Origin of the sequence: Bradyrhizobium sp. SZCCHNR1015, from assembly GCF_032489875.1 — a bacterium.
Lineage (GTDB): Bacteria > Pseudomonadota > Alphaproteobacteria > Rhizobiales > Xanthobacteraceae > Bradyrhizobium.
In genome coordinates this window covers 468,277-481,868 of sequence record NZ_JAUEYW010000001.1, presented here as the reverse complement: position 1 = coordinate 481,868, position 13,592 = coordinate 468,277, and the positions used below count along the sequence as shown (strand labels likewise).

The 13,592-nt window shown below is 64.8% G+C and carries 13 protein-coding genes; 9 read left to right on the top strand and 4 right to left on the bottom strand.

The window, feature by feature from the left end:
• Nucleotides 1-37: 37 nt before the first annotated feature.
• Nucleotides 38-715: a glutathione S-transferase family protein gene (locus QX128_RS02185; protein ID WP_315800136.1), complete on the top strand. Its 678-nt coding sequence runs from the start codon at nucleotides 38-40 to the stop codon at nucleotides 713-715.
• 156 nt (nucleotides 716-871) lie between these two features.
• Here QX128_RS02185 and QX128_RS02180 read toward each other — a convergent pair whose 3' ends face one another.
• Entirely contained in the window at nucleotides 872-1,519 is a 648-nt protein-coding gene (locus tag QX128_RS02180) for an alpha/beta hydrolase (protein WP_008971476.1), read from the bottom strand.
• A gap of 333 nt (nucleotides 1,520-1,852) precedes the next feature.
• Nucleotides 1,853-2,704, bottom strand: coding sequence for a LytTR family DNA-binding domain-containing protein (locus QX128_RS02175; RefSeq protein ID WP_316215727.1), 852 nt, complete (start codon nucleotides 2,702-2,704; stop codon nucleotides 1,853-1,855).
• A 116-nt stretch (nucleotides 2,705-2,820) separates the two neighbouring features.
• On the opposite strand from QX128_RS02175, the gene QX128_RS02170 reads away from it, so the two are divergent.
• The 8 genes from QX128_RS02170 (at nucleotide 2,821) to QX128_RS02135 (ending at nucleotide 10,507) form a co-directional block, all read left to right on the top strand.
• Entirely contained in the window at nucleotides 2,821-3,984 is a 1,164-nt protein-coding gene (locus QX128_RS02170) for a cysteine desulfurase family protein (RefSeq protein WP_316236567.1), read from the top strand.
• An 84-nt stretch (nucleotides 3,985-4,068) separates the two neighbouring features.
• Nucleotides 4,069-5,565 carry a Fe-S cluster assembly protein SufB gene (gene sufB / locus QX128_RS02165; RefSeq protein ID WP_316236566.1) on the top strand — a complete coding sequence of 499 codons (1,497 nt, stop codon included), beginning with the start codon at nucleotides 4,069-4,071 and terminating at the stop codon, nucleotides 5,563-5,565.
• Between the two features lie 109 nt (nucleotides 5,566-5,674).
• Nucleotides 5,675-6,427, top strand: a complete 753-nt coding sequence (gene sufC / locus QX128_RS02160) for a Fe-S cluster assembly ATPase SufC (protein WP_315712154.1) — start codon at nucleotides 5,675-5,677, stop codon at nucleotides 6,425-6,427.
• 19 nt (nucleotides 6,428-6,446) lie between these two features.
• Nucleotides 6,447-7,760, top strand: a complete 1,314-nt coding sequence (gene sufD / locus QX128_RS02155) for a Fe-S cluster assembly protein SufD (RefSeq protein WP_316236565.1) — start codon at nucleotides 6,447-6,449, stop codon at nucleotides 7,758-7,760.
• Complete coding sequence (locus QX128_RS02150; RefSeq protein WP_315800130.1) at nucleotides 7,757-9,004, top strand: cysteine desulfurase; 1,248 nt, start codon at nucleotides 7,757-7,759, stop codon at nucleotides 9,002-9,004. The genes sufD and QX128_RS02150 overlap by 4 nt, the downstream gene beginning before the upstream one ends.
• A complete protein-coding gene (locus tag QX128_RS02145; protein WP_315800129.1) occupies nucleotides 9,001-9,372 on the top strand; it encodes an SUF system Fe-S cluster assembly protein in 372 nt (123 codons plus the stop codon). Before QX128_RS02150 ends, QX128_RS02145 begins: the two co-directional genes overlap by 4 nt.
• Nucleotides 9,373-9,433: 61 nt before the next feature.
• The gene (locus QX128_RS02140; protein ID WP_316236707.1) at nucleotides 9,434-9,823 is read left to right on the top strand and encodes an iron-sulfur cluster assembly accessory protein; all 390 of its coding nucleotides are present in this window, start codon (nucleotides 9,434-9,436) and stop codon (nucleotides 9,821-9,823) included.
• Between the two features lie 117 nt (nucleotides 9,824-9,940).
• Nucleotides 9,941-10,507 carry a TfoX/Sxy family protein gene (locus tag QX128_RS02135; protein ID WP_315800128.1) on the top strand — a complete coding sequence of 189 codons (567 nt, stop codon included), beginning with the start codon at nucleotides 9,941-9,943 and terminating at the stop codon, nucleotides 10,505-10,507.
• A gap of 31 nt (nucleotides 10,508-10,538) precedes the next feature.
• On the opposite strand, the gene QX128_RS02130 is transcribed toward QX128_RS02135, so the two are convergent.
• Both QX128_RS02130 and QX128_RS02125 read right to left on the bottom strand, forming a co-directional pair.
• Nucleotides 10,539-11,606 (bottom strand): diguanylate cyclase, encoded by a 1,068-nt coding sequence (locus tag QX128_RS02130; protein ID WP_316236564.1) that lies wholly within the window; start codon nucleotides 11,604-11,606, stop codon nucleotides 10,539-10,541.
• Between the two features lie 347 nt (nucleotides 11,607-11,953).
• Nucleotides 11,954-13,420 (bottom strand): DEAD/DEAH box helicase, encoded by a 1,467-nt coding sequence (locus tag QX128_RS02125; RefSeq protein ID WP_316236563.1) that lies wholly within the window; start codon nucleotides 13,418-13,420, stop codon nucleotides 11,954-11,956.
• Nucleotides 13,421-13,592 lie beyond the last annotated feature (172 nt).

Genomic DNA, 13,592 nt, shown 5'->3' with positions numbered 1-13,592 from the left:
TAGTTTGATGCATCTGCATCAAACTGCCGAGGATGTCATGTCGCCCTCCCTGAAGCTGATCAGCCACAAGCTCTGCCCCTATGTGCAACGCGCCGTCATCGCGCTCACCGAGAAGGGTGTCGCGTTCGAGCGGATCGACATCGATCTTGCCGACAAGCCCGACTGGTTCCTGAAGATCTCGCCGCTCGGCAAGGTGCCGGTGCTGGTGGTGCCGACGGCGCAGGGCGAGGTGGCGGTGTTCGAGAGCAACGTGATCTGCGAGTACATCGAGGACGCGCAGCCGGCTGTGAGGCTGCATCCCGAGGACGCGCTGGCCCGCGCGCAGCATCGCGCCTGGATGGAGTTCGGCTCGGCGATCCTCGGTGATCTCTGGGGCCTGGAGACGACGCAGGATGCCGCCGTCTTCGCGGCCAAGCGTGAGGCGCTGACGGCGAAGTTCGCGCGCGTCGAGGACGCGCTGGGCGAGGGGCCGTATTTCAATGGTGCGCGTTTCAGCCTGGTCGACGCGGTGTTTGCGCCGGTCTTCCGCTATTTCGATGTGTTCGATGGCTATGCCGATCTCGGCATCTTTGCTTCAACGCCGAAGGTTCGGGCCTGGCGTGATCAGTTGGCGCAGCGGCCGAGTGTGAGGACGGCGGTCGGCGCCGATTATCCGACGCTGCTGCGCGCGTTCCTTGTGAGGCACGACGCTTATTTGTTGAAGCAGGCTGCTTGAGAAAGTACGCGAGGCGTAGGGTAGGCCAAGCGATCAGATCGGTGCAAAGCGCTGATCTGATCGCGTGCCCACCATTGGCTCAGCATGCACACATGAAGTCGGTGGGCACGGCGCGTTGGACTCGCCTTTGCCCACCCTACAGAACATCGCCCGGCCTCACCTCACATTGGCGAGGCGCATGTCCAGATAGGCCGTGATCGTCTCCATGAGCGGCTCGAGCTTGCCGTCGAAGAAGTGGTTGGCACCGGGGATGACCTGCTGGTCGATCACGATGCCCTTTTGCGTCTTCAGCTTCTCGACCAGCGTGTTGACGTCCTTGGGCGGCACCACCGCATCGCGTTCGCCGTGCACGATCAGGCCGGAGGACGGGCAAGGCGCCAGGAACGAGAAGTCATAGAGGTTGGCGGGCGGCGCGATCGAGATGAAGCCCTCGACCTCCGGGCGGCGCATCAGGAGCTGCATGCCGATCCAGGCGCCGAACGAGAAGCCGGCGACCCAGCAGGCGCGAGCCTCGGGGTTGATGGTCTGCGCCCAATCGAGCGCGGAGGCCGCATCGGACAGCTCGCCGGTGCCGTGGTCGAACGAGCCTTGGCTGCGGCCGACGCCGCGGAAATTGAAGCGCAGTACCGAGAAGCCGCGATGCGCGAAGGCGTAGTAGCACTGGTACACGATCTGATGGTTCATCGTGCCGTGGAACTGCGGATGCGGATGCAGGATCATCGCGATCGGCGCGTTCTTCTGCTTCGCCGGATGGTAACGGCCTTCGAGGCGGCCGGCCGGACCGTTGAAGATGACTTCAGGCATCAGAGAATCCTTGGCAGAGCGTCGACCGACTTCGTCCATGCTTCATCTGGCGCCTCGCCGAAGAGTTCAGCAGGGGACATCAGCAGGAAAAGTGGTGACCGAGCGCCATCCGTTCGCTTGGACGGAGCGGCGCTGGCGTGACTGGAAGTTGGCCTTCTAGCATGGAGCGCAGGGCAAAAAGCAAGGATTTTCAACGCCCGGCAAGGCGGCTGCGGCGGGGATGCCGAGCGTGCCATCGAAGCGGCTGCGGGGCGAGGCGGCCGCGGAGCGTGCCCCGAATGCGCCTGCAATCTGATGAAAATACAGGCGTTTTCGTCACCAGCCGCGGCCGCTTCAGCGCGCCGCCACCACCGTCTGCTCCAATGGCGCAACCGCGCTGCGATAGCGGCGGCTGCCCTGGACGGATTGGCCGCCGTCGAAGGTCAGGTCGAACTCGCCTGATGGCAGAACCGAAAGCGCGGTGACCCTGGTCATGTTGACGAGCCGGCCGCGGTGGATGCGCACCAGCGCGAAGCGGGCGAGTTCGGCCTCGGCGGCCGACAAGGTGCCGCGGATCAGATGTCGCCTGCCGTCGGCCATGGCGTATTCCACGTAGTTGCCGGCCGCAGCGACCCACAGGATGTCGGCCGGCGCGACGCGGATGCGGCTCGCGCCGTCGCGCAGCCAGAGCGTGGCAGGGGCAGGAGGCTCGGATCGCCGTGTCGGCTCTTGGAGGGCGCTCGCGCGATAGCCGTCATATAGCCAGAGCGTGGCACCGATGAGCAGCGCCGTCATGACGTCCTTGCGGAACTCGTACACGATGGTGGCGAGCGAGAACTGGAAGTCGTAGGCGCCGCCAGCGCCCCACATCAGCAGCTTGCGCAGCATCACCATGCCGGTGATGTGGAGCAGGGAGAAGACGATGACGGCGGCAACGGCGAGCGCGATGAGACGGACAGGGGCGGCCGGGCCCCGCCGGATCAATCGAACGGTGACGACCAGCAGCGGCGCCAGCAGGATGATGACGATGATGCTCGTCATCTCCCACAGCAGCTGCTTTTCCAGATCATAGGCGGCTCCCCGCCTGACGGCATCGTGGGCGGCCGAGAGGGCGTTGACGACGCCGATGCCGAGCGAGAGCCCGGCCATGATGGCGTAGAAGCTCCGATCATTCGGACGCAGCATCGAGCCGACAAGCTTGTTCATGGCACCGGACCCGCTATCTCAATCTCGCGCCCGACGATACCACGCTGGCCGTCGCGCATCATCATGGTGCCGACGAGCCATGGTCGTTCGTGGCCCGAGTTGATATGAACGGACCGATGGCCGACAGGATCTATCTCGACTGGAACGCGACGACGCCGCTTCGACCGCAAGCGCGCGCGGCGGTGATCGCCGCCATGGACCTGGTCGGCAATCCCTCGTCGGTTCATGCCGAAGGCCGCAAGGCGCGGCGGCTGATGGAGGAGGCCCGCGAGGTCATCGCCCGCGGGCTCGGTACCGTTGCGCGCCGCGTCGTGTTCACCTCCGGCGGAACCGAGGCCAATGTGCTCGCTTTGAGCCCAGGTCTGCGGGCGCCGGCCGGCCCGGTCGAGCGGCTGCTGGTGTCGGCGGTCGAGCATGCCTCGGTGCTGGCCGGCGGCCGGTTCGCGCCATCTGCGGTGCAGACGATCCCGGTCGATGCCTCCGGCGTGGTCGATCCCGGCCGCCTGGAAGCCCTGCTGGCCGGCGGGCCGCCGGCGCTGGTGTCGGTGATGGCCGCCAACAACGAGACCGGGGTGCTTCAACCGGTTTCGAAAGTTGCTGAGATCGTGCACCAGGCGGGCGGCCTGCTGCAGGTCGACGCGGTCCAGGCATTTGGGAAAATACCCCTCGATATCAAACAGATGGGCGCGGACCTTGTGACCATCTCTGCGCACAAGATCGGCGGACCCAAGGGCGTCGGCGCGCTGGTTCTGGGCGCCGGCGTGGAGGAGCCGATTCCGGTTCTCCGCGGTGGCGGCCAGGAGCGCGGTCGCCGGGCTGGAACCGAAAACGTGGCCGGAATTGCCGGATTTGGCGCCGCAGCCGGCGCTGCCCTGGCTGAGATCGAGGTCGACCTGCCGCGGATCACGGCGCTGCGCGACCGGCTGGAAACGGGCCTTCGTCAGACTGCCGGTGTGACGGTATTTTCCTCCGAAGCGGCGCGGCTTCCGAATACGACGCTGTTCACGGCGCCGGGGCTCAAGGCCGAGACGGCCGTGATCGGGTTCGATCTCGAAGGGATCGCGGTATCGTCCGGCTCGGCCTGCTCGTCCGGCAAGGTGCAGCCGTCCCACGTTCTGGAGGCCATGGGCGTCGGTTCCGCGGCGGCCCAGGGAGCGGTGCGCCTCAGTCTGGGCTGGTCCACGACCGAGGCGGATGTCGACCGGTGCCTGCAGGCTTGGCGAAAGCTGTCATTGACCCTACTTAAAGGTGGCGACGAAACCGTGCTTGAGCGATTCTAAGGGCGTGATTTCGTCCGCGAAACGTCGTAAGACGGTTCCAGAACGTGTCCACCGCGGTCCTTGAAACCGCGAGCGGAGGATGGAATGCCAGCCGTACAAGAGACGGTCGACCGCGTCAGGCGGATCGACGTCGACCAATATCGTTATGGGTTCGAGACACTCATCGAATCCGAGAAGGCTCCCAAGGGGCTTTCCGAAGACACGATCCGCTTCATCTCGGGCAAGAAGAACGAGCCCGCCTGGATGCTCGAATGGCGGCTGGAGGCCTATCGCCGCTGGCTGACCATGCAGGAGCCGACCTGGGCGCGCGTCGACTACCCCAAGATCGACTTCCAGGATCTGTATTATTACGCCGCGCCCAAGCCGAAGAAGCAGCTCTCCTCGATCGACGAGATCGACCCGGAGATTCTGAAGACCTACGAGAAGCTCGGCATTCCGCTCCGCGAGGTCGCGATCCTCGAGGGCGTCGAGCCGGTGCCCGGCGCTGGCAGCCCCGAGAGCCGCAAGATCGCGGTCGACGCCGTGTTCGATTCGGTGTCGGTGGCGACGACGTTCAAGGAGGAGCTGAAGAAGGCCGGCGTGATCTTCATGCCGATCTCGGAAGCGATCCGCGAGCATCCCGAGCTGGTGCAGAAATATCTCGGCAGCGTGGTGCCGACCTCCGACAATTTCTACGCGACCTTGAACTCGGCCGTCTTCTCCGACGGCTCGTTCGTCTATATCCCGCCGGGTGTGCGCTGCCCGATGGAGCTGTCGACCTATTTCCGCATCAACGAGCGCAACACCGGCCAGTTCGAGCGCACGCTGATCATCGCCGACAAGGGCGCCTACGTGTCGTATCTCGAGGGCTGCACCGCGCCGCAGCGCGACGAGAACCAGCTGCACGCGGCGGTGGTCGAGCTGGTCGCGCTGGATGATGCCGAGATCAAGTACTCGACGGTGCAGAACTGGTATCCGGGCAACTCGGAAGGCAAGGGCGGCATCTACAACTTCGTCACCAAACGTGGCGACTGCCGTGGCGCCAACTCCAAGATCTCCTGGACCCAGGTCGAGACGGGATCTGCGATCACCTGGAAGTATCCGAGCTGCATCCTGCGTGGCGATAACTCTCGCGGTGAATTTTATTCGATCGCGATCTCGAACGGCTATCAGCAGGTCGACTCGGGCACCAAGATGATTCACCTCGGCAAGAACACGTCGAGCCGCATCATTTCCAAGGGCATCGCCGCGGGCCGCTCGCAGAACACCTATCGTGGTCTGGTCACGGCGCATCGCAAGGCGACCGGCGCGCGCAACTTCACTGCCTGCGATTCGCTGCTGATCGGCGACAAATGCGGCGCGCATACCGTGCCGTATATCGAGGCCAAGAATTCCTCGGCCACCTTCGAGCACGAGGCGACCACGTCCAAGATCTCCGAAGACGTGCTGTTCTACTGCATCCAGCGCGGTCTTTCGCAGGAGGAGGCGGTTGGCCTGGTCGTCAACGGCTTCGTGAAGGACGTGCTGCAGCAGCTCCCGATGGAGTTCGCAGTCGAGGCGCAGAAGCTGATCTCGATCAGCCTCGAAGGCTCGGTCGGCTGAGGCTGCAGCAGGGCCGCGGCGCGGCCCGCTCGTGCTGATATCGATATCATACGTCCTTGGACCCGATGGAATCGGTGCCGCCAGGGCAAGCGTTGAGCGGAAACAGATCATGGCACTACTCGAAATCAACAACCTGCAGGTCCGCGTCGAGGAGCGCGAGATTCTCCACGGCCTGACGCTGTCGATCGACGCCGGCAAGGTGCATGCGATCATGGGGCCGAACGGCTCCGGCAAGTCGACGCTGTCCCACGTCATCGCCGGCAAGCCGGGCTATGAGGTGACCGGCGGCGAGATCCTGTTCAAGGGCGAGGATCTGCTCGCCATGGCACCGGACGAGCGTGCCGCCAAGGGCGTGTTCCTGGCGTTCCAGTACCCGGTGGAGATCCCCGGCGTCGCGACCATGACCTTCCTGCGGACAGCGCTGAACGCGCAGCGCAAGGCGCGCGGCGAGGAGGAATATTCGACGCCGGACTTCCTCAGGAAGGTGCGCGAGATCTCGAAATCGCTCAGCATTCCGCAGGACATGCTCAAGCGCGGCGTCAATGTCGGCTTTTCCGGCGGCGAGAAGAAGCGCAACGAGGTGCTGCAGATGGCGCTGTTCCAGCCGTCGCTCTGCATCCTCGACGAGATGGATTCCGGCCTCGACATCGACGCGCTGCGCATCGCCGCCGACGGCGTCAACGCGCTGCGCTCCCCCGAGCGCTCGATGATCGTGATCACCCACTATCAGCGGCTGCTGAACTACATCGTGCCCGACGTCGTTCACGTGATGTCGAAAGGGCGCGTCGTGAAGAGCGGCGGCAAGGAGCTCGCGCTCGAGCTGGAGGCGTCCGGCTACGCCCAGTTCGAGGACGCGGCCTGAGCTCGCGAATGGATCTGTGATGAACGTAGCTTTGGTCAAGAACGACAGCGGTCCGGCGGCGAGCAGCTTGCTCTCTGCCGCTCTGGGCCGTCTGCCCGGCACCGGCAAGGTGGTCGATATCCGGCGCGAAGCCTTCTCGGCCTTCGAGCGCACCGGCCTGCCGCACCGTCGTATCGAGGAATGGAAGTACACCGATCTGCGTGCGCTGATGCGCGAGGTGCTGCCGCTGGCAGGCGCGCCGGACGCGGCGGCGCTGGCGCGGGCAAAAACCGTGCTGGCTTCTGTTGCCGTCGACGGTGCTCGGAAGCTGGTGCTGGTCGACGGCGTGTTCGTGGCGGAGCTCTCGGACATCTCGGCCTCCGAAGATGGTGTCAAGGTTCACACGCTGCGCGAGGCGCTGCAGAGCGCCGGCAGCGAGCGGCTGCTGGAGACGACCGTCAACGATGCGATGGTCCTGTTGAACGGTGCGCTCGCGACCGACGGAGTCCTGATCTCCGTGGCGGATGGTGCAAAGCTCTCGCATCCGCTGCAGATCATTCACATCGCGACGGCATCGCAGGCATCGCGTGCCAGTCGCTCGCATCTTTCGGTGGGGAACGGCGCGCAGGCCACCTTGATCGAAAGCGCGATCGCCGCCGATGGCGCCTCGGGCTATCAGGCCAATGACGCCGTGGTCGTCTCTCTCGGTGACGACGCTGCGCTGTCCACTATTCGCTTGATGCGCGATGCCAGGGATGCCGTTAACATCACGTCAGCCAAGTACGAGGTCGGTGCGCGGTCGAAACTCAATCTCTTCAACATGACGACCGGCGGCGCCGTCAGTCGTCTGCAGGGCTTCATCACTCTCAAGGGCGAAGGCAGCGAGCTGATCATCAACGGCGTCAACCTGCTGCGCGACAAGCAGCATGGCGACCTGACGCTGGTGGTCGATCACGCGGTGCCCGGCTGCACCAGCCGCGAGAACTTTCGTGCGGTGCTCGACGATCGCGCCCATTCGGTGTTCCAGGGCCGCATCATCGTCCGCCCCGACGCGCAGCAGACCGACGGCAAGATGATGACGCGGGCGCTGCTGTTGTCCGACGAGGCCGAGGCCGACAGCAAGCCCGAGCTCGAGATCTTCGCCGATGACGTCTCCTGCGGCCATGGCGCCACCGCCGGCGCGCTCGACGACAGCCTGTTGTTCTATCTGCAGGCCCGCGGCCTGCCGGAGAAGCAGGCCCAGGCGCTGCTGATCCAGGCCTTCGTCGGCGAAGCCATCGAGGCGATCGAGGACGATTCCTTGCGCGAGCGCGTCATCGCTGCCGCCCAGGACTGGATGGAGGCGCGCGCATGAGCACGCATCCCGCCGTCTCCAACGGATCCTACGACGTCGCCCGCATCCGCGAGGACTTTCCGGCGCTGGCGCTGCAGGTCTACGGCAAGAAGCTCGTCTATCTCGACAATGCCGCCTCGGCACAGAAGCCGCGCGCGGTGCTCGACCGCATGACGCAGGCCTATACCAGCGAATATGCCAACGTGCATCGCGGCCTGCATTATCTCGCCAATGCCGCCACGGAAGCCTATGAGGGCGGCCGGGAGCGGGTCACGCGCTTCCTCAATGCGCGCCGCAGCGAGGAGATCATCTTCACCCGCAACGCGACCGAGGCGATCAATCTGGTCGCGTCATCGTGGGGCGGGCCGAACATCGGCGAGGGCGACGAGATCGTGCTCTCGATCATGGAGCACCATTCCAACATCGTCCCCTGGCATTTCCTCAGGGAGCGGCAGGGCGCGGTGATCAAGTGGGCCCCGGTCGACGATGAGGGCAACTTCCTGATCGACGAGTTCGAGAAGCTGCTGACGCCCAGGACCAAGCTGGTCGCGATCACGCAGATGTCGAACATGCTGGGCACGCTCGTGCCGGTGAAGGAGGTCGTTCGGATTGCGCATGCGCGCGGCATCCCGGTGCTGGTCGACGGCAGCCAGGCCGCCGTGCACCTCGCCATCGACGTCCAGGACATCGACTGCGACTTCTACGTCTTCACCGGCCATAAGCTGTACGGGCCGACCGGGATCGGCGTGCTCTACGCCAAATACGACCACCTCGTTGCCATGCGCCCCTACAATGGCGGCGGCGAGATGATCCGCGAGGTTGCGCGCGACTGGGTCACTTATGGCGATCCGCCGCACAAGTTCGAGGCGGGCACCCCGATGATCGTCGAGGCGGTCGGGCTGGGCGCCGCGATCGATTACGTCAACTCGGTCGGCAAGGAGCGCATCGCCGCGCATGAGCACGACCTGCTCACCTATGCCCAGGATCGGCTGCGCGAGATCAACTCGCTGCGGCTGATCGGCACCGCCAAGGGCAAGGGGCCGGTGATCTCGTTCGAGATGAAGGGGGCGCATGCTCATGACATCGCGACCGTGATCGACCGCCAGGGCGTCGCGGTGCGTGCGGGCACGCACTGCGTGATGCCGCTTTTGGAGAGATTCAACGTCACGGCGACCTGCAGGGCCTCGTTTGGCATGTACAATACGAGGGAAGAGGTCGATCAGCTTGCACAGGCATTGATCAAGGCGCGGGAATTGTTTGCATGACCGACACGGCCGACGTCAAAACTCAGACTGTCGAAACCCATTCGGCGCTGCCGCCGGAGGAGACCGAGCGGCTTTCCACCGAGATCATCGCAGCGCTGAAGACGGTGTTCGACCCGGAGATCCCGGCCGACATCTATGAGCTCGGCCTGATCTACAAGGTCGACATCAAGGACGACCGCAGCGTCGACGTGATGATGACCTTGACGACGCCGAACTGTCCGGCGGCCGGCGAGCTGCCGACCATGGTCGAGAACGCGATCGCCAGCGTTCCGGGGGTCGGCGTGGTCAATGTGAGCATTGTCTGGGAGCCGCAATGGACGCCGGACCGGATGAGCGACGAGGCCCGCCTCGTCCTCAACATGTGGTGAGGCACGACGTTTGAATGGCGGTCGGGATTGATCGAACGCCGGGATTGACCAGATGACCGATATGACCAACACGCCAGTTGCCAGCAAGCCGAAGCCGCGGCCCCGTCCGCAGGTGCTGCGGCTGACCGATGCCGCGGCCACGCGCATCCGCGAGCTGACCGATCGCGCAGAGTCCGAGATCATTGGATTGCGCGTCGGTGTCAAGAACGGCGGCTGTGCCGGACAGTCCTACACGGTCGAATATGCCCACGATATCCGGCCGACCGACGAGGTGGTCGAGGATAAGGGCGTGAAGATCCTGGTCGATCCCAAGGCCGTGCTGTTTCTGCTCGGGACCGAGATGGACTATCAGGCCGACAAGATGCAGGCGCAGTTCGTGTTCAACAACCCGAACCAGATCAGCGCCTGCGGCTGCGGCGAGTCGGTTCAGCTCAAGCCGGCCGAGGTCTGATCGTCGGCTTTCCGCCGGGACGGCACCGGACCCTGTCGCGTTCCGGACATTGACACACGCCACCCTCCCGACCGAAAACTCCAGGCGAGCAACTGGGTGTTGGCGGGAGCTGGTGCGATGGACCGCGAATTCCTGACCGATCTGTTCGCCGGCTTCGGTCCGGTCACGATCCGGCGGATGTTCTCCGGCTTCGGCATCTCTGCCGACGGCATCAACTTTGCGCTCGCGCTGCGCAGCGGTCTCTACCTGCGCGCCGATGAGGCCAGCTTTGCCAGGTTTGAGGAGGCCGGATCCAAGCCGTTCTCCTACGAGACGCGCGCGCGGACCATGACGGTGCGCTCGTATTGGCAGGTGCCGGCGCATCTGTTCGACGACACCGATGAGTTCGCGGCATGGGCGAGAGATGCGTTTGCGGCGGCGCAGAGGGCCGCCTTGAGCAAGCGGACCAGCAAGAAACGGGCTGCGCCGCGCAGCGAGGCGGTACCGGCGCGTGGTCGGAGCAAGTCCGGAGCGACCAAGACAGCAGCGAAAAAGACCAAGTCGGTCAAGACGGGGAAGGTGGCCAAGAACGTTGCCAAGAGCGTTGGCAAGGGCGCGGAAACGGCGCCCGCCGGCCGCAAGGCTCGCAGCGCGACGGCGGTGCGGGGCCGGACGTCGCGCACAGCATCATCGCGGACGCGCTGATGCTCTCGACGCTCGGCTGGCCACCTGGCCCTCAGGCAACCTGGCCGCGGGTGGCAGCCGCATATTCGGGATCGTTCTCGCAGACCACCTTGTTGCGCCCGCTGCGCTTGGCGGCATAGAGGCAGGCGTCGGCGCGTTCGATCAGCGTATCGGTGTCGTCGCCGGCCCGCAGCAGCGACAGGCCGACCGAGATCGTCACACGTCCGAGGATCTCCCCGGTCGACTTCTTCTTCAGCTCCTTTGCCGTGACGGCGCGGCGGATGTGATCGGCCACTGTCAGTGCGTGCTGCAGCGTGGTGTTCGGCAGCACGACAGCGAACTCCTCGCCGCCGTAGCGCGCGGCGATGTCCTGGCCCTTGATGGCATGCTTCAGGGTCATCCCGACCAGCCGCAGCACCTGGTCTCCGGTGAGATGTCCGTAGGAGTCGTTGAAGGACTTGAAATGGTCGATGTCGAACATCAGCAGCGACAGCGGCTGCTGGGTCGCGAGCCCCGACTGCACCGTCGTCTCGAGCATCCGGTCGAAATATTTGCGGTTGCCGAGCCCTGTGAGCGGATCGGTCAGGCTCTCGGCCCGGATCACCTCCAGGCTGTGTTGCAGCCCGCTGATCTCGTCCTTCGACAGCGTCAGCCGCTCTTCGAGGATGCGGTTGGTTTCGCGCATCTGCTTGGTCGAATGGGCTAGCGCCTCGATGATGTCGACCAGTTGCTCGCGGCTGGTGGCCGATGCGAGCCGTTGATCGGCGCCCGCGAGGGTCGCATCGTAGCTCGCGGTTCTGCCGAGGGCATCGCTGAGCATGTTCATCAGGTCGTCGATCTCGCCGACCACGCGCGCGCCGACCTTGTCGATGCGATCCGAGGTCTTGAGATGCGCGAGGTAGGAGTCGTAGAGCTGATCCAGATCGGATTGCGACAGCCTGCCGTTGCGCGACAGCGTCTCGTTGATGATCTCGTTCAGCGGTGCGTTGTAGCCCGTCGCGTAGACGTACCAGATCTCGTAGTTGCGCGGATTTGCCGAATGGCGAAGCGTTCTGATTTGGCTGAGCGCGACTTCGGCGAAGCCTATCGTGCGTTCGTGTTCGTCAAGCGCATTGACCACCACAGGTTCTCCCCCAATCGCCCGCGTCGCCGTCGTCGTCACAGCAATGAAATAAACAATGCCGGCCAAGCTAAAGGACGTTTGTGAACCAGGGGTAAATACGGCCGTAGAGTCCCGGATGTGCGCACGAGCCGTTCATCTGGGACCGGCACCGCATATGTTCAATGAGCTGCATAGGATGCTGCGGGAACTTGCTGACGCGAGCTGGAACTATTCGCGCGCGCGCGTATTCGCCGAGGGCTCGGCGATGTCGACTCCAGTCAAGTACGACGAATGCAGCAACGGATCATCGCGGACGCGACAGTCCGGGCGGCCGCATGTCGCGCAGCCCGGAATCTTGTACTCGCTCAGGGAAGCGGGGCCCGCACCGGGCGAAGCAGGAACGCCGGCAGATGTGAATGATCGGCAGGCTCGTTGTCGTGGTCGCGCCGCGGCCGCCGCGCTTCATTGCGAGGCTGTTCGTTACGCGGTTGTTCCTTGCGGGCGCTCGGCGCAGCAGGCCGGGGAGAAGCTGCCTGGGCGGCGCGCGGCGCTGCTGGCCGCGGCTCACGATCGCGCTCGCGCGGAGCTGCATCACGATCACGCGATCCCGCATCGCGCTCCCGCGCCTTGCCGCGGCTGCCGCGACGCGCGGCGTCGCGCGGACGCCGCTCACGGCTGTCCTCGTCGCCCGAGGATTCCTGCACCTCGTAGTCGCCTTCGATGGTGGGAATGCCTTGTCCGATCAGCTTCTCGATCGCGACCATCGACTTCTGGTCGGCCGGAGCCACGATCGAGATTGCAGTGCCGGTCCGTCCGGCGCGGCCGGTACGGCCGATGCGGTGAACGTAGTCGTCCGAATGATGCGGCACGTCGAAATTGAAGACGTGGCTGACTTCGGGAATGTCGAGGCCGCGTGCGGCGACGTCCGAGGCGACGAGCAATGGCAGTTCGCCCTTGCGGAATTGATCGAGCGCGGCCGTGCGGGCCGACTGGTCCATGTCGCCGTGCAGGGCGCCAACACTGAAGCCGTGCTTCTGCAGCGACTTGTGAACGATGGCGACGTCGCGCTTGCGGTTGCAGAAGATGATCGCGTTGTTGAGATCCTTGGCGTCCCGCAACAGCCTGCGCAGCACCTCGCGCTTCTGATGCGCCTCGCGTCCCGAGGGCACCTGCAACTGGGTCACCGTGACGGCTGTCGTCGCCGGCTTGGAGACCTCGACCTTCTGCGGATTGTGCAGGAAGGCTTCGGTGATGCGCCGGATTTCCGGCGGCATGGTCGCGGTGAAGAACAGGGTCTGGCGGGTGAAGGGAACGAGCTTGCAGATGCGCTCGATGTCCGGAATGAAACCCATGTCGAGCATGCGGTCGGCTTCGTCGATGACCAGCAACTCGACGCCCGTGAGCAGAAGGCCGCCGCGCTCGGTATGATCGAGCAGTCGGCCTGGCGTGGCGATCAGCACGTCGACCCCGCGGGTCAGCTTGGCGTCCTGGTCGCCGAAGGAGACGCCGCCGATCAGCAGGGCGACGTTGAGCTTCTGTCCGGCGCCGTAGCGATCGAAATTCTCCTTGACCTGGGCCGCGAGCTCGCGGGTCGGCTCCAGGATCAGGGTGCGCGGCATTCGGGCGCGGGCGCGGCCCTTTTCGAGGATGGTGAGCATCGGCAGGACGAAAGCGGCGGTCTTGCCGGTGCCGGTCTGGGCGATGCCGAGCACGTCGCGGCGCGCCAGCACATGGGGAATCGCCTGTTCCTGAATGGGGGTCGGAGTGGTGTAACCGGTGGCCGCTACTGCAGCCAACACCTTGTCGGACAAGCCGAGATTGGAAAAAGACATCGAGCCTCTATGTCACGCGCCGATAGGCGACGGGGCCTCTATTCGACGCCGCCGTTAGGAATCGAGGGTAAAAGGCTGTGGTCGCGCTCAACCCCGAAACGGCATGCTCTAACGAAGCTGGGGGTTTTCTGACTAACGCCGACCCGCGGTCAATCTCTCAGGAATCGGATGC

Bases quoted from the DNA above. Each gene is read 5' to 3' on its own strand.
- QX128_RS02140 (WP_316236707.1), top strand. From the start codon at position 9,434: ATGACCAACACGCCAGTTGCCAGCAAGCCGAAGCCGCGGCCCCGTCCG.
- sufD (WP_316236565.1), top strand. From the start codon at position 6,447: ATGAACGTAGCTTTGGTCAAGAACGACAGCGGTCCGGCGGCGAGCAGC.
- QX128_RS02175 (WP_316215727.1), bottom strand. From the start codon at position 2,704: ATGAACAAGCTTGTCGGCTCGATGCTGCGTCCGAATGATCGGAGCTTC.
- QX128_RS02150 (WP_315800130.1), top strand. From the start codon at position 7,757: ATGAGCACGCATCCCGCCGTCTCCAACGGATCCTACGACGTCGCCCGC.
- QX128_RS02145 (WP_315800129.1), top strand. From the start codon at position 9,001: ATGACCGACACGGCCGACGTCAAAACTCAGACTGTCGAAACCCATTCG.
- QX128_RS02125 (WP_316236563.1), bottom strand. From the start codon at position 13,420: ATGTCTTTTTCCAATCTCGGCTTGTCCGACAAGGTGTTGGCTGCAGTA.
- sufB (WP_316236566.1), top strand. From the start codon at position 4,069: ATGCCAGCCGTACAAGAGACGGTCGACCGCGTCAGGCGGATCGACGTC.
- QX128_RS02180 (WP_008971476.1), bottom strand. From the start codon at position 1,519: ATGCCTGAAGTCATCTTCAACGGTCCGGCCGGCCGCCTCGAAGGCCGT.
- QX128_RS02185 (WP_315800136.1), top strand. From the start codon at position 38: ATGTCGCCCTCCCTGAAGCTGATCAGCCACAAGCTCTGCCCCTATGTG.
- QX128_RS02170 (WP_316236567.1), top strand. From the start codon at position 2,821: ATGGCCGACAGGATCTATCTCGACTGGAACGCGACGACGCCGCTTCGA.
- sufC (WP_315712154.1), top strand. From the start codon at position 5,675: ATGGCACTACTCGAAATCAACAACCTGCAGGTCCGCGTCGAGGAGCGC.
- QX128_RS02135 (WP_315800128.1), top strand. From the start codon at position 9,941: ATGGACCGCGAATTCCTGACCGATCTGTTCGCCGGCTTCGGTCCGGTC.